General features: G+C 46.1%; 12 protein-coding genes. 7 read left to right on the top strand and 5 right to left on the bottom strand.

The genetic code is table 11. The features are described 5' to 3' along the window. Nucleotides 1-1,923: a bifunctional 5-dehydro-2-deoxygluconokinase/5-dehydro-2-deoxyphosphogluconate aldolase gene (locus ACYX4N_RS02300; RefSeq protein WP_476055476.1), complete on the bottom strand. Its 1,923-nt coding sequence runs from the start codon at nucleotides 1,921-1,923 to the stop codon at nucleotides 1-3. Nucleotides 1,924-2,065: 142 nt separating this feature from the next. On the opposite strand from ACYX4N_RS02300, the gene ACYX4N_RS02295 reads away from it, so the two are divergent. Together ACYX4N_RS02295 and iolB are read left to right on the top strand one after the other, a co-directional pair. Continuing rightward, the gene (locus tag ACYX4N_RS02295; RefSeq protein WP_474803648.1) at nucleotides 2,066-2,881 is read left to right on the top strand and encodes a MurR/RpiR family transcriptional regulator; all 816 of its coding nucleotides are present in this window, start codon (nucleotides 2,066-2,068) and stop codon (nucleotides 2,879-2,881) included. A 13-nt stretch (nucleotides 2,882-2,894) separates the two neighbouring features. Further along, a complete protein-coding gene (gene iolB / locus ACYX4N_RS02290; RefSeq protein WP_476055475.1) occupies nucleotides 2,895-3,695 on the top strand; it encodes a 5-deoxy-glucuronate isomerase in 801 nt (266 codons plus the stop codon). 36 nt (nucleotides 3,696-3,731) lie between these two features. On the opposite strand, the gene ACYX4N_RS02285 is transcribed toward iolB, so the two are convergent. After that, nucleotides 3,732-4,514, bottom strand: coding sequence for a sugar-binding protein (locus ACYX4N_RS02285; RefSeq protein WP_476055474.1), 783 nt, complete (start codon nucleotides 4,512-4,514; stop codon nucleotides 3,732-3,734). A gap of 163 nt (nucleotides 4,515-4,677) precedes the next feature. Here ACYX4N_RS02285 and ACYX4N_RS02280 point away from each other — a divergent pair, with 163 nt between their 5' ends. From ACYX4N_RS02280 to envZ, 5 genes are all read left to right on the top strand, one after another. Further along, nucleotides 4,678-5,625 carry an ion transporter gene (locus ACYX4N_RS02280; RefSeq protein ID WP_476055473.1) on the top strand — a complete coding sequence of 316 codons (948 nt, stop codon included), beginning with the start codon at nucleotides 4,678-4,680 and terminating at the stop codon, nucleotides 5,623-5,625. Nucleotides 5,626-5,747: 122 nt separating this feature from the next. Further along, nucleotides 5,748-6,653, top strand: a complete 906-nt coding sequence (locus ACYX4N_RS02275) for a phosphoribulokinase (RefSeq protein WP_474803640.1) — start codon at nucleotides 5,748-5,750, stop codon at nucleotides 6,651-6,653. A 149-nt stretch (nucleotides 6,654-6,802) separates the two neighbouring features. Further along, nucleotides 6,803-7,933, top strand: coding sequence for a DUF2855 family protein (locus tag ACYX4N_RS02270; protein WP_476055472.1), 1,131 nt, complete (start codon nucleotides 6,803-6,805; stop codon nucleotides 7,931-7,933). A 138-nt stretch (nucleotides 7,934-8,071) separates the two neighbouring features. Further along, on the top strand, nucleotides 8,072-8,794 hold the full coding sequence (ompR, locus tag ACYX4N_RS02265; RefSeq protein ID WP_118491268.1) for an osmolarity response regulator transcription factor OmpR: 723 nt from the start codon (nucleotides 8,072-8,074) through the stop codon (nucleotides 8,792-8,794). 133 nt (nucleotides 8,795-8,927) lie between these two features. Then, nucleotides 8,928-10,262 carry a two-component system sensor histidine kinase EnvZ gene (envZ, locus tag ACYX4N_RS02260; RefSeq protein ID WP_476055471.1) on the top strand — a complete coding sequence of 445 codons (1,335 nt, stop codon included), beginning with the start codon at nucleotides 8,928-8,930 and terminating at the stop codon, nucleotides 10,260-10,262. 101 nt (nucleotides 10,263-10,363) lie between these two features. Here the strand turns inward: envZ and ACYX4N_RS02255 are convergent, their stop codons facing one another. From ACYX4N_RS02255 to ACYX4N_RS02245, 3 genes are all read right to left on the bottom strand, one after another. Continuing rightward, nucleotides 10,364-11,545 (bottom strand): MFS transporter, encoded by a 1,182-nt coding sequence (locus ACYX4N_RS02255; RefSeq protein WP_476055469.1) that lies wholly within the window; start codon nucleotides 11,543-11,545, stop codon nucleotides 10,364-10,366. Between the two features lie 153 nt (nucleotides 11,546-11,698). Next, nucleotides 11,699-14,125 (bottom strand): TIM-barrel domain-containing protein, encoded by a 2,427-nt coding sequence (locus ACYX4N_RS02250; RefSeq protein WP_476055468.1) that lies wholly within the window; start codon nucleotides 14,123-14,125, stop codon nucleotides 11,699-11,701. A 235-nt stretch (nucleotides 14,126-14,360) separates the two neighbouring features. Continuing rightward, complete coding sequence (locus tag ACYX4N_RS02245; RefSeq protein ID WP_476055467.1) at nucleotides 14,361-15,923, bottom strand: phosphoenolpyruvate carboxykinase; 1,563 nt, start codon at nucleotides 15,921-15,923, stop codon at nucleotides 14,361-14,363. Nucleotides 15,924-16,067: the final 144 nt, after the last annotated feature.

Here is a 16,067-nt window from a genome sequence, read left to right as displayed (position 1 = left end):
TTAAGTATCCTTACGCTTATTCCAGGCTTTAACCAAAGTTAAGTAATTGCTCGCTATTTCAGCTTTTAGACTGTCGTCATCAATCTCCCCTGCTAACCACGCTCGACTTGCTTTAGCAAAGATAGAACGTCCCACGGCAAAGCCTCGACATAGGGGGAAATGAGCACTGTCTTCAAAACCTTTGGCAAGTTGTTCAATTGGTGCGTCCAAGCCCAGTAAAATCACACCTCTACAGTGCGGAGCCCGGGTCTCGATCAGTGAAGAGATAGCTTGCCATGCGCCACGGGTTGGCGTCGGCAGCTTCCACCAATCAGGACGCACACCTAAGTCGTACACATTTTCCATACACCGCACGACTGTGTCGTCGTCGCAAGGCATGTTTTTCGGAGGAATAATCTCTAAAAGCAACTCATGGCCACTTACACAGACCGCATCATAAAGCTCTTTAATTTGTCGACTTTGCGCGTCCCACATTGTTTGCTCATCATCGGGATGCATAAAAATTAAGCATTTTACAATATGTTCTTTAGGCCACGACACCAACCTTGAGCCTATAGATCGCCCTCCCTCTAACTCAATGGGACGAGACGTAGGCACTTCCACCGGTCTACCTATCCACCAGCGCTGGCCTGTAACATCGTTAAGTGCGTCTTGACCAAACGTGTCGTCAATGAGCACACCCACCTGGTTGAGCACAGTGCCGCTATTTGCCACGCCGTTTAGCGAGGCAAGAATATGTTGTTTTAGTGTGGGAATAAGGGTGGCGTCTGCCCCCACATCATTTGCCATATCTACAAATTGCTGGCGGTGGTCGAACGCTAAAATACATAGTTCATCCCACGTCGCGGGCTTACGTGTGGTAACGCGATGCAGGTAGTTAAGCTCAGGATCTAAATCTGGCCGTTCAATGTCATGCTGATTAGCGATATAGTAGTCAAGCTCTTCTGGCGTAGGAATGGCAGGTGCACAACCATGACGGGATACAACTAACGCGCCAGATGCATTGGCGTATGAACAGGCCTTTTCATACCCCTCTTCTTTAATCCAGCCACGAAGAAAGCCAGCCATAAATGCATCACCGGCACCCAAAACATTGAGCACATCGACTCTAACACCTCCAGCAAAAAACGCATCGTCAATATGATTAGGGATCTCCCTATCGAAAATCGAGCATCCTTGAGCTCCTCGTTTAAGGACAATTTCAGCATCACTTTTCGCGCGTACAGTCTTTAACGCGTCTATGGTGTCGGTTGAGCCGCCCGCAATATGTACCTCTTCTTCCGTGCCAACAATTAGGTCACATAATGGAATAATTGACTGAAGGTGCTTAGTCACATCAGTATTAGACACAAATCGGTTATCGCCTTCACCGGGACGCGTAAGCCCCCAAAGCACCGGACGATAATCAATATCTAAAATAACCTTGGTGTTATTACGACGAGCATACTCAATCGCCTTTCGGGCCACACTATCCACATGCGGTGTCGAAAAATGCGTACCTGTAATCAGTAACGCTTTGGATGAGGCAATATAAGCTTCGTCGAAATCGCTTTCATCTATAGCCATATCAGCACAATCTGTTCTGTAAAAGAGCAGTGGAAACGCTTCTTTCGTTTTGATTGAGAGAATAGCGAGTGCCGTCAGTCTTTCTGGATCTGTGACTACGTGACTCGTGTCTACGCCGGCGCTTTCGAGTTCTTCTCGAATAAACTCTCCAAATTGCTCATCGCCGACCCTGGTAAGCATTGAGGCACGCAACCCCAAACGCGCCGCTCCAAAGCAAATGTTACAAGACGAACCTCCTAATGATTTGGCAAAAGAGGATATATCCTGCAGCCTATTGCCAATTTGTTGTCCGTATAAGTCGACGGATGCTCTACCAAGACATATGACATCCAACGTTTTAGATATTGTTTGTGACACGGTGGCTCTCTTCTCATCTGTTCAAAATAAACGCCAAATTAAAATAGAACATATTTTCCATTTAATCAATTATTGGAATATTTATTTTATTTGTTCTATTATTTGGCATAGAACAGGCGTACCTAAAAGCGAATGTGAAGCAATGACTGAAACACAAACCGAACTCGAACAACATATTGAAAGCCAGTATTCATCGCTCAGTAAGCGATTGCAGGAAGTTGCCCGCTACGTTTTGGACAACCCGAATGCGATTGCATTTGGTACCGTAGCCAGTATTGCAAAAGCCGCGGGCGTGCATGCCTCCACTTTGGTTCGTTTTGCTCACGCCTTTGGGTTTGAAGGGTTTAGCGATATGCAGCAGCTCTTCAAAGACAAGCTCATGGTCAGCTCACCAGACTATGAGAGCCGTATAAAGTCGGTACAAGAGGAACCTGCGACTCACGATAAGAAGTGCGGACTTAGTTGGTTGAAGCAAATTGTTATTGCCAACACACACGCCCTCGAAAATTTATGTAATTCAGTAGATGAGCAGGTGCTAAATGACGCTATCTCTGCGCTTCACAAGGCGAATATCATTCATATCCAAGGGGCGAGAAGGTCATTTCCGACAGCCAGCTATTTCAGCTATCTTCTTAACAACATAGGGCGTCGGGCCCACCTGCTCGATGGCGCCGGTCATATGGATATTGCCCAGCTCAACCTTCTGGGTCCTGATGACGTGCTATTCGCTATTAGTTTTGCACCCTACGCGCAAGAAACCTTAGATGCGGTAAATTATGCTAAAAGTAAAGGAATCGCAGTTATCGCTATGACCGATAGTAGCGTTAGCCCTTTAGCTGAACACGCCGACATTTACATTAAAGTGAAAGAAGCAGAAATACACTCATTTCGCTCGCTCAATGTAAGCACCAATATTATTCAAGCGCTTATGCTTGGTCTTATTCACCAATCTAACTAACGGCCACTTACTTATGTCACATTTACACAGTCGACCTTCCGCTCCAGATGTTCAAGGACGTATTCAACATATCACGCCAGCCTCGGCGAATTGGCGCTACGTGGGCTTTGACGTCGTTTTGCTAAAAGCAGGCGACACACAAAACTTTGATACCGCCGGCAATGAAGTATGCGCAGTGGTAGTCAGCGGCCGTGTTGACATCAAAACCCGTGATGAGACATTTTTGAATATAGGGGATAGGGAATCCGTTTTCGAAGATAAAGCCCCTTTTGCCGTTTACGTTCCCCCTAAAGATACCATTACGGTAACCGCATTGAATGATGCTGAGGTCGCACTCTGCAGTGCTCCAGCTAAGGGTGAATTATCTTCAAGGCTAATAAAACCAGAAGATTGTGAAGTTTCAGTGAGAGGGTCAGGCACCAATACCCGCCATATTCGCAACATCATGATGAACAATGTTATGGCGGAAAAACTTTTGATTACCGAAGTGATAACCCCAAATGGTCACTGGTCCAGCTACCCCCCACACAAGCACGATACCGACTCACTGCCTTGCGAGAGCGCGCTGGAAGAAACGTATTATCATAAGCTAAACCCTCAGCAAGGCTTTGCCTTTCAGCGAGTGTATACCGACGATAGAAGCATTGATGAGACAATCAGCGTTGAGCATAACAGTGTTGTAATGGTTCCCAAGGGCTATCATCCCGTTGGCGCTCCCCACGGTTACGATCTTTATTATCTAAACATAATGGCAGGTCCTAAGCGTGAGTGGGTATTCCACAACGACCCTGATCATGAATGGATGCTAAAATAAGCAACAGTGGCAGAGCCCGCATACCAATAAAGCGCGCTACTTTTTGTTTGTAGCGCCTTTGTGCTGTAGCACAATTTCCCCAAATACAGACGCATCCTTAAACCCCAGGTTTTTATCACCGTTTACCGGAGTAATGTCATGAGAGCCTAAAAAGTGTTCTCTGTCACCGCCATCGGCGTCACAGTAGGCCAACATAAAGCCCAGCGCCATATCTTCTTTTAAGGTTAATGGTGAGTTGTCTTTTCCATGCTGATAACTATCGTCAAATACACGCACAGCCGCTTCCCAATAAATCTTATGAGGCGCCGATATATCTCGCTGCCATTTGTTTTCAACGTGATTGTTATACAGCTGCGGCACGGCTTCACCCGCTTCATTCGGACCAATATCAACAACTTGGTTGTCTAGCGCTAAGTGATAAGCGAACGCGTTGTAGTTATTAAAGTGATCGCCACCAGAGGCATCCGCATCAATAAAGATTTCTAGGCAATCATCATCCCAATATCGCTCAAGCGGGTTGGCATAGGTATCTGAGAGGTGGTCGTCTTCTATTTCTGCTAAAAGGTACAGCGCCTTTTTATCCCATCGTAGTTTATATCTACCAGAAAAGTCACTGGGCTCGGGTTTGGTGCCCCACATCAGCGAGGTCATGTCGTGCCAATCACCTTCTTTCCATGCAGCATCATTTGCTACGCCATCTATAACGGGGGCATTCGCGGTAAACATAACACTGTCCGGCTTCGCCTGTGCTGCCGGGGCAAGCATGGCGACAAGTAATGTAGAGGTGAATGCTGATACTAGGGGTTTAGTACTTTTCAATTGAATACGCTCTTAGTTTGCCTTCCTGACGTTTAAACTAACATGTTTTAAACCCTACTGCGTTTGAAAAGCTGCACAGTAACGCCTCTCTTTGTCAGAAGGATTACCAATTCATCGCCGTTATTGATATAACAAGGTTAATTCTTAAATCATAAATTTAGCTATGTCATTTCGAAACGCGTGCTATCACATTCTTGCTCCCGCTAGCGAAGCTCACGAATACAAAAAACGTAGCAAGTTGTTTGATATATTGCTTATTGCGCTGATTATCGTAAATGTAGCGGCCATGATGCTAGAAACCGTACCGGGTATTCCCGCCCTTTGGCAGCGAGAGCTGCATATCATTGAGGTCGTTTCGGTACTTATTTTCACTGTTGAATACATACTTCGCGTTTACAGCAGTGCATCGGCGCCTCCCCGTACTTTCAAAGCTAACGGCACTTCCCAAGAAAAAACGACGGCATGGCAAAAACGTTGGGCTTATATAAAAAGTCCTATGGCACTGGTGGATTTAATGGCGATCCTACCTTTTTACTTAAGCGTTTTCGTGGCGTTTGATTTACGTATATTACGGGTTTTCAGAGTACTTCGAATTTTGAAAATTGGTCGCTATTCCCGTTCAATGCAAACCCTTATCACCGTATTGCGCAACGAGTCGCATAGCCTCATCGCCGCTATTAGCGTACTTCTGCTTTTCACTGTTATCGCCGCCACGTGCATTTACTATATTGAACACACTGCGCAGCCCAACGTTTTCAGCAGTATTCCAGCGTCTTTATGGTGGGCTCTGGTCACGCTAACGACCGTGGGTTATGGCGATGCCGTTCCCGTTACAGCATTAGGCAAAGTATTTGGTGGGCTTATCACTATCATGGGCATATGCTTTTACGCCTTACCAGCGGGCATTTTATCGTCAAGCTATACCACCCAAATGCAGTTAAAACGTGATCGGTTTAAAGATACGGTACAAAGTGCATTAGACGATGGAAAGTTGAGTGAGCATGACATCCATCATTTAGAACACGTACGAGCGTTACTTGATTTAGATGAAGAAGAAGCAAAATTAATTGTCCGTTTGTTGCAGCATCATCACGAAGGACGTAAAAGGTGATTACATGTAGGCTCACACGCAAATTCACGCCCGAAATTCGATAATATGCAGGTAGTCGTCCCCTTGATTCTTGTCGCGCATCAGCTTATAACTAGTACCCGTCATTTCCAAAAAGAATTCCTATGTCTGTCAAACACCCTATTATTGCTATAACAGGTTCTTCCGGCGCGGGTACTACTACCACGACCAATGCTATTCGCCATATTTTCAGGAACTTAAATGTTAATGCTGCAGTAGTTGGCGGTGATAGTTTCCATCGTTTCACTCGCCCAGAAATGGAAGTAGAAATTCGTAAAGCCCAAGAACAAGGCAGGCATATCAGCTATTTTGGCCCTAAAGCCAACGACTTTGAACTGCTGGAGACGCTTTTTAGAGAATATGGCAGTTCGGGGACGGGACAGTTTAGGCAATACCTTCACACCTTTGATGAAGCCGTTCCTTTTAACCAGATGCCGGGGACCTTTACACCGTGGCAAGATTTACCTCAAAACACTGATTTGCTGTTTTATGAAGGTTTACATGGCGGCGTTAAAACTGAAGAAAATGACGTCGCAAAGCACGTAGACTTGCTGGTCGGCATGGTGCCGATTGTAAACTTAGAGTGGATTCAAAAAATTGTGCGCGACACCACTGATCGTGGCCATTCTCGTGAAGCCGTTATGAGCAGTATTGTTCGCGGCCTAGACGATTACTTCCACTATATTACGCCGCAGTTTTCTCGCACCCACGTTAACTTTCAGCGCGTCCCGACCGTTGATACCTCGAACCCTTTCAGCGCTAGGGAAATTCCCACCCAAGATGAAAGCTTTGTTGTAGTACGCTTCAGACGAGAGATGAAGAATGTCGACTATCCTTACTTGCTTCAAATGATTGACGGTTCATTTATGTCGCGTATCAATACGCTAGTGGTGCCAGGTGGTAAAATTGCGTTGGCAATGGAACTTATCCTAACTCCGCTGCTTGAAGATATTTTAAATAAAAAGCGAAGAGCCGGCCATCAGATGGATTGGCTTAATACCGACGAGTAGCCTCAGGTTATATACACCACTTCTATAGGCATATATTTAAAACATTAAGTCGTAATGGCTATTCCTCTGCGTCAGTCTAGGTTTTTAACTGCTTAGCTTTTTTTTGACTAAGCTTTTTAACCCAGTTCTATGACCGTCGGGCATCTATTATGACTACATTTCAAAGCCAGCAGATTTGGATAGATCAGCAAGACCTTTCTAACACGAAAGTTGTTCACTGCGATATAAACGTAAGCGATTTACAGCAAGACGAAGTATTGCTTGAGACCGATAGCTTCGGCTTTTCTGCCAATAACATCACCTATGCGGCGCTGGGTTTTAAAATGGGTTATTGGGGTTTCTTTCCACCACAAAGTGATGACAATGGTGATAACCCAAACGGCTTCGGAATAGTACCTGTTTGGGGCTTTGCCACAGTCAAAGCCTCGAACCACCCTGATATTTGCGAAGGTGAGAAAGTGTTTGGTTACCTTCCTATGGCGAGCCACTGGGTGATAAAGGCTGGTAAAGTGGCGCCTCATGGCTTTTCTGACATTCACGAACAACGCAAAAGCATTAGCCCCGTTTACGACCAATACCTACGCTGTGCAGCGGACCCTGGCTACAACAAAGACCGTGAGGCATGGCAGCTAAATTTCAGGCCTCTTTATATGACCTCGTTTGTGCTTGATGACTACGTGGCAGAGAAAGCAAAGGGTGAAACCTTACTGCTATCTAGCGCTTCAAGTAAAACCGCGTTGGGTACAGCGCAACTACTAAAAGATCAAAAAGCGTCACGAAACGCCAACTATCAAGTGATTGGGTTAACCTCTCAGTCTAATGTGGATATGGTCAAAGCGTCTGACTGCTACGATGCAGTGTATAGCTATGATGACCTTAATGCGCTTACGAGTGACAAAAGCGATTCACGCTACTGGCTTCTTGATTTCGCGGCTAACGGCACGCTAATTAATAACCTTAGCGAGCTGCTTGGCGATAGTTTAAGCGAGGTAACCTTAATTGGTGCAACAGATTGGAAAGCCGAAGAAAAGCCCAACCCCAAACTGCTTAATGCAGAGATTTTCTTCGCACCAGCACGCGTAAAACTGCGCCAAGGGGAATGGGGGCATGAGGCCTTTTTAGCAAAATACGCGGGTGCATGGCAGCGCTTCGCCTTAAAAGTCAGCGATCAGTTCTTCGAACAGTCACACCGTGGCACTGATGCAATAACACAGTTATATTTGGAGACACTTAACGGCTCGGCCAATACTAAAGCCCTTAATGTTGCTACCTTTGATTAGCATTATATAAGCACCCGGGGTTCTTGCCCGCTTTAGACACTATTTGTAACAAACATCCCCGGCCTTTTACGCTTTCTCGCTTTTGTATTTCACATCTTGTGGTTATAGTGAATCAAAAGTAAAACGAAAGGTATGAGTATGGGTCAGGAAACCTCTAAAATTCTCGTTGTTGATGATGACATGCGCCTGCGCAGTTTGTTAGAGCGCTATTTGCTAGAACAAGGCTATCAAGTTCGCAGTGCGGCCAACGCAGAGCAAATGGATAGACTGCTTGAGCGCGAGAATTTTCACCTTATGGTTTTAGATCTTATGCTACCGGGCGAAGATGGTTTATCTATTTGTCGCCGTCTGCGTCAGCAAGAAAACGACATGCCCATTATTATGCTTACCGCAAAGGGCGATGAAGTTGACCGCATTATTGGCCTTGAAATGGGTGCAGATGATTATTTGCCAAAGCCATTTAACCCGCGCGAGCTTTTAGCCCGCGCTAAAGCAGTATTGCGCAGGCGCAGCAGCGAAGCGCCGGGCGCGCCGTCTAAAGACGTGCAAATTGTGGAGTTTGGCAATTACAAACTTAATCTCGCCACCCGAGAGATGACAGCAGGCGATACGCCGCTCACTCTGACAAGCGGCGAGTTTGCAGTATTGAAGTCTTTGGTTACTCACCCCCGCGAGCCATTGTCACGAGACAAGCTGATGAACTTAGCGCGAGGCCGAGACTACAGCGCCCTAGAACGCAGTATTGATGTTCAAGTTTCTCGCCTTCGGAGAATGCTCGAGGACGACCCAGCCAACCCGCGCTACATTCAAACTGTGTGGGGATTGGGCTACGTATTCGTGCCTGATGGCGAACAAGTTTAGCACCTATGATGGATACGGCGGATGCTACCGCCTTAGCCAGTTCGCTAGTAAAGTATGTATTCATGACGGCTAACTACGCGTTCACATACTGTCATTACAGACACTGGCTCATTGCTCACAGCGACGGCATGTTATGCGTTTAATTCCCAAAAGTGCATTTGGTCAAACCGTCATGCTTATTGGCGTGTTGTTGCTCATAAACCAAATTGTGTCCTACATCTCGGTCACCTATTACTTTATTCATCCTAGCTACCAGCAAATTAATAGCTTATTGGCCACACAAGTAAAGTCGGTACTGGCTAACGATTTACTGGTGACTAATCAAGAAACAAGGGACAGCTACTTTCAGCAAACGCAGGTTCAAGTATTTGATGAAAGCGTAGCGAGAGAGAACGGTCTAGAAAGCGCGGTTTATTACAGCTATATATCAACGCAGGTTAGTGAACAGCTAAGACAGCTTGCCGATGTACGCATTAGCACAACCTCACAAGCTAGCGACGAGAACGCGCCTTACATTGTGTGGATATCTCTTAATCGCTACCCAGACACTTGGATTTCTATTCCCATTTCGGGGTTAAACGAAGCGAATATCTCCCCACTGACTATATATTTAATGGTAATTGGGATATTGAGCGTAGCGGGTGGCTGGCTGTTTGTAAGGCGTATGACGCGGCCATTATCAGCCTTACAAAAAGCAGCAATTGCCGTGGGTAAAGGTGAGCATCCAGCGCCGCTTCGCGAACAAGGCAGCACGGAAATGATCCAGGTTACTCGCGCTTTTAACCGTATGAATCAGGGCATAAAGCAGCTAGAGAACGACCGTAATATCATGACCGCAGGTATTTCTCACGACTTGCGCACGCCGCTTACTCGTATTCGCCTTGCATCAGAAATGCTGCCGGAAGATCAGGATTGGATAAAAGACGGCATTGTGAACGACATAGAGGACATGAACGCTATCATCGACCAGTTCATTGACTATGCACGTTATGACACAGAAGAAGTCACACAAGAAACCGATTTAAACGCGATTATTGCAGAGCTAGTGCAAGCAAGGCACTTGGATGATAAACATCATATTGAATTAAAGCTTAACGCCATCCCGCCATTATCGCTGCGGCGTATTGCAATGAAACGCGTCATCGACAACCTCATTGAAAATGCTTTTAAATACGGCTCTGATGAAATCGCCATTAGCAGTTTCTATAACCGTCACGAAAAGCGTGTGTATTGCAAAGTGCGTGATTTCGGGCGAGGCATTCCAGAAGAAGAATTAAACAGTGTTTTCATGCCGTTTGCGCAAGGTGATAAAGCCCGTAACTCGTCAGGCTCTGGCTTAGGACTTGCCATTATTCGAAGAATTGTAGAGGCTCACGATGGCGAAGTGTCGCTTAGAAACCACCCGCAGCAAGGACTGGTTGCCGAGTTTTACCTGCCATACCTATCTGAACTGCCAGAAAAGAAATAGCGCAGCGTTACACCGTTAATTTGTAGCGCTATGCATACCGGCTAGAAATGTTTGTTCGCACAAAGCCAGCTTTCTTAGGCTTCTCAGCCTTCTCAGAGCGCTCAGCCTACGGGGTCTTTGTGGTACTTTATCTTTCTGCTGTAACCATAAGAAGCTAGCCACAGCACACAACCCCCTATCGGGATCACCCAAAATGCCGTGGTAAGCGGTACAAAGTTAGCCCAAAGCCCGGTAGAAAAAGAAGCGACCTGCACCCCGGTAGAATTGCCGATAATCGCAATGCCAGAAAGCACAGGGCCGTTGTCGCTGTCGATATTCATTGCCGCAGACAGTGCAAGCGGGAAAAGCCCACCTAATCCTAAACCTAGTAATAAATTCCCCGCGCCTATGCCATAGAAAGTTGGCATCAGCTTAAGCGCAAAGACACCAGCAAGGGAAGCGGTAGCCATAAGCACTACCATGCGATGGAGTGACACAAAGCGAAGCAGAAATGGAAAGGTCAGGCGACTTATAACCATACCTGCGGTAAAGCATGCGAGTAGATTACGCGACTGTTCACCGCTAAAGCCTAAGCCGTTTTGCGCATAGCTCACAAACCAGTTAGCGTTACCAAACTCTACCGCGCCATAGCCAAATGTGAGTAAGGCTAGAAATATAAAAACGGGCTGTTTGATGATGGTGCCAAATGCCAAGGTTTTCTTAGGCTGTTTTGGCTGACCTTTGAGAACTTTTGCCTGCGACCGCGCAGCGATATAGGTATAGCACGATAGAATGATCATCACGCCAGCCACTACTTGAATAGGCAACCGCCAGTTTTGTTCAATAAGATATAACAGTGTTACAAAAAACGACGCAGCAAACGTACCTAAGCTGAACATGAAGTCCATTAAGCCCATCATAGTAAAGCGCTTTTCAGCGTACATCCGCGCGATTAGTGTGTGACCTATGGTAAAGATCGTTGAGCTTACCACCCCAATCAAAACAGCTAACACCAGAAACCATTGCCAAGATGACAGTACTGAGACTAAAAGCAGAAGCCCCGTATTCATGCTAAACAGGGTCGCTAATAGCGGCATGTACTCGAAGCGACTGGCGTATTTACCGCCAATCACCGCGCCCAACATCATGCCTACCGAAAACAGCGAGAACAAAGCACCACTGACGACCTCAGACATATTCAGATCGGCGGCAATATCAGGTAGAAGTATTCCCCATAAAAGAAATAACTTACCAATTAAGAAAAAACCGGCAAAAATAACAATGGTCGCGGGAAGTCGGCTCATTTAGGCTCCACAGTTGATATCAGTTGGGAAACATCAGATGTAGTTGTAAGGGCACAATCTAGGTAGCGCCCTTAACTTAGAAAGTGTGCCCTTGGGAAAACTGCCTAGTAAGACAGATCAGGGCCCTTTCTTATCTCATGAGCACAACTTACATTATCGCATGATCACAACTTCAACAGACTGCTGATAGTCGCAGTTAAATGCAAGCGAAAGCGTTTTCCCTTTTTCATCCCATGCAACTGGCACGCTATGGCCATCAATCAAAACACGCGAAGGTTTTTGACTAAAGCCGTGCACCACGTAGGTGATGTTGCGCTGCTTCGGCATACCGATATAGCTGCCGTCACTGCCAAGAGAAAGGGTTAACTCAGCGTTATCATCAACTGACGAGCGTAGCTGTAAACTAGTGTACAAACCTTTTTCAACAGACGCTGGATTCTTACCGTCATCTTCGTAATAGGTGTAAGAAGATGAAGCGACAGAGCTATCGTGCCAGTAATGTATCTCTAGCTGGCGAGCATTAAACTGCTCGGTACGATCAAGCCCTTTTGACATGGGCATAAAGGCGCCTGCTTTAACCCATACAGGGAAGTTTTCTTGGGTTAACGGGTAATCTACCGTTTGCCCGCCTTGGTATTTGGTGTTTGAGAAAAAGTCGAACCAAACGCCTTCAGGAAGAACTGTCGGCCATAGGGTCTGGTCAGAGCTAGTCACGGGTGACACCAACAGCGCGTCGCCCCATAAATAGCTGTCAGCGTTTTCAAACCATGAGCTTTCACTATACTCCATGGCCAATGGGCGCATTAGCGGTGTGCCGTTCAGTGCATTTTCAAACGCCAATGAATAATTGTACGGCAGCATGTCGTAACGAAGTTGAATAAACTTGCGTGCAATAGACTTCACGGGGTCGGCATGGAAAACAGGCTCTGGGGCAATATTATCCTGTGCATGAGGCCTAAATACCGGTGAAAAGGTACCGAACTGAAGCCATCTTGTATAAAGCTCGGCATCAAAGGTTTCGCCTCCAGCAAACCCGCCTAAATCAGAATGGGTATACGCCATTCCAAAAACACTCATTTGAAGTGCCAACTCTACCTGTGGCTTAAGCCCGCCCCAGCTTCGACTTACATCGCCCGTCCACGGCACCATTCCATAACGTTGGCTGCCCAAAAAGCCTGAACGCATGAGCACGAACGGGCGCGTGTCAGGTTGAAGCTCTGTTAAGTTGTTATATACGGTTTTGGCCCACTGGTGGCCATAACCATTATGAACTTCCGCACCACTTACTTTTTTCGATTGCCACATGTGCTGAATATCATCAGGGTGCACTTCAGGCTCGCCCAAGTCGCCCCACCAGCCGGCAACACCCTGTGCAGCAAGCTTTTTATAGTATTGCCAAAACCAATTTTGGCCGGACTCACTGAATACATCAACTAGGCCGGTATTGCCAAAATAGAAATCGAAGGTATACGGCGTGCCATTATCGTTTTGCGCAAGGGCATTATTGGCAACAGCGCTATCCCATTGCTTTGACGTCGTAAGAATAAACGGTTCTGTTATAAGTACGGTTTTTACATCTTGAGCGCGTAGCTCGCTAATCATTTTTTCAGGTTCTGGGAACGTGGTTGTGTCCCAGCTTAAGTTTCCCATGTGCCCTTTTATGTCTTTACCAAACCAGTAAAGGTCTAGCACCACAGCATCAACAGGAATATCTTGCGTGTTAAATTGGTCGACAACATCCATTACCTGCTGCTGCGACTTATAACCAAAGCGAGAAGCAAAGTTACCTAACAACCAACGCGGTGGAAGCGGCTGTTTTCCCGTTACTGCTACAGTAGACGTTACCGTATCTTCTAGGTTTTCACCCAACACCATGATGTAGCTGGCGCGCCCACCTTGCGCCTTAAATAGCAACTCGTCGCTGTTCGTTTTGCCAATATCTAGCTCGCCAGAAGCAGTGTTATCGAACAATACACTATAATTTTTTGACGACATCACCGCCGATAAGCCAAAGTACATTTGATTTGAAGAGGTGGTGTAACCGTAGTGTGCTTTGTTGTATAGCGGCATGCTATGACCACGACGGTCCATACCTAGTACGCGCTGGCCGCCACCATAGAGTTTTTCGTTTTCATCTAGCGCAAACGACAGGCTGACGCCGTTACTGGAAACACTTAGTCCGCCTTGCTCTTTCGCTACAATTTTGCCGTTTACGGAATAGCTGATAGCGTGCGTCGACTTATCAACATGCGCTGCAATATTGTTGAGCTTTAGGATTAGGGTTGTCGCAGTTTCAACTAGCTCTACATCATTAACGGTGTTTTTTGTTGCATCAGTCAACGCGTGCTCGGGAAGCGCCATAGACGGTAGATTTGCGTAAGGCGTGCCATTATCATCAGTAAGATACGTTACTTGAAAGCCACTATCGTGCAACGCGCTTATCGTGAAGTCATTGGTATCCGTATCAATATTTAGCGTAGCTTTTTCGAGTGTCGCTCTTTGAACTTCGGCTACCGTATTTACCGAAAAAAATGCAAAACTAGCACATGCAAGTGCTATACGCTGTTTCCTGTCTATCATGCTCAAAACCTTATTTATGCTTCCTAGCGAAGCGCACTTAATTGACGAAGCTCGCTTAATTAAAGCCTACTTGTGTACTGTGAATGATAGCTAGTGCATTGCTCGACTTAAATAAACATACGTATTCATAATGTTAAATTTGTTAACAAAAATACAAAAAAAGCCCGCAACACGGTGCGGGCAAAACATCAATCACGTTGAGTGTGATGAACGTTGGGAAGGGGCGAACCGAGTATTAGTTACCCGGCCCGGCTTTAACGATAGCGTCGCTAACGTTATATTTTTCAAAGTTCTGTTTAAAGTCGTTAACTAAGTTAGCGGCGTATTCGTTGTACTTCTCTTTATCCGCCCACGTGTTTTGAGGCACAAGCAAATTGCTGTCTATACCGTCTATTGCCACTGGCACATCTAGGTTTAACGCGTCAATGTGCTGAGTTTCCACATCAGCCAAATTGCCCGATACAATCGCATCGATGATGGCGCGCGTAGTAGGGATATCGAAACGGCTACCTGTGCCGTAAGGACCGCCTGTCCAACCGGTATTAACTAGGTAAACCTTTGCACCAAACGCTTTAACACGCTTAATCAGTAGTTCTGCATACACGCCTGCTGGACGCGGAAAGAAAGGCGCACCAAAACAAGTTGAGAAGGTTGATTCAATATCGCTAGTAGAGCCAATTTCAGTAGAGCCTACTTTCGCTGTGTAACCGCTTAGGAAGTGATACGCCGCAGCTTCTTCAGTTAGTACAGAAACCGGAGGTAATACGCCGCTTACGTCACAGGTTAAAAATACCACTGAGCGAGGTTCTCCACCACGGTTTTCAGCAACGCGCTTTTCAATGTGTGAAAGTGGGTAGGCCGCACGTGAGTTTTGGGTTAGCGATGTATCCGTGTAATCTGGTGTACGCGTATCATCAAGCACTACGTTTTCTAAAATAGTGCCAAACTTAATCGCATTCCAAATTACTGGCTCGTTCTTTTGAGAAAGATCGATACACTTAGCGTAACAACCGCCTTCGATATTAAATACGCTACCTGGTGCCCAGCCGTGCTCGTCATCACCAATCAAGAAACGCTTAGGGTCAGCTGAGAGCGTAGTTTTACCAGTACCTGAAAGGCCAAAGAACAAGGTCACATCGCCTTCTTCACCCACATTGGCTGAGCAGTGCATAGGTAGTACATCTTTTGCTGGAAGCAGGAAGTTTTGCACTGAGAACATGGCTTTTTTCATCTCGCCCGCGTAACGCATGCCCGCAAGCAATACGCGTTTTTTCGCGAAATTGATGATAACCGTGCCGTCGCTGTTAGTGCCGTCACGCTCTGGCTCACAGGTGAAACCAGGTACGTTTAAGATTTGCCATGGCTGGTCACCTTTAACATTCCACTGTTCTGGAATAATAAATAGATTACGAGCAAACACGTGCTGCCAAGCAGTTTGCGTTCTTACCTCTAGAGATAAAGCATGTTCAGGGTCAGAGCCCACTTGAAGGTGTGAAAGAAAGTGTTCTTGGGTAGAAAGATAAGCTTCTACTCTATCCCACAGTGCATCGAATTTGTCGGCGTCAAAAGGCTTGTTAACCTTGCCCCAATCGATGTCGTTTTCGGTAGTTGGCTCTTTCACAATAAACCGGTCGTTTGGAGAACGACCGGTACGTTTGCCGGTTTCAACGACAAGCGCGCCGTTTTTGTCTAATACACCTTCTCCGCGCAATACGGCGCGTTCGATGAGCTCTGCATTTGGCAGGTCGATAAGTGGCGTTACTTTCAGTTCCGTTTGAATTGAGGCTGCTGCGGTCATGGCTGTTACCCTATATGTAATTTTTCAAAAGCACTTTCAAAAAAGTATCACCTCTTTGAGTGTAATGTAAACAAGGCCTTTAGAGCATTTATAAAACGCATACTCACTATTTAGAACATACTAATTTCATAAATATTGTAAATT

The organism is Alteromonas sp. ABH4_452 (assembly GCF_056311825.1).
Note: the sequence above shows the minus strand (reverse complement) of the source record. Positions and strands in the feature narration are given on the sequence as shown.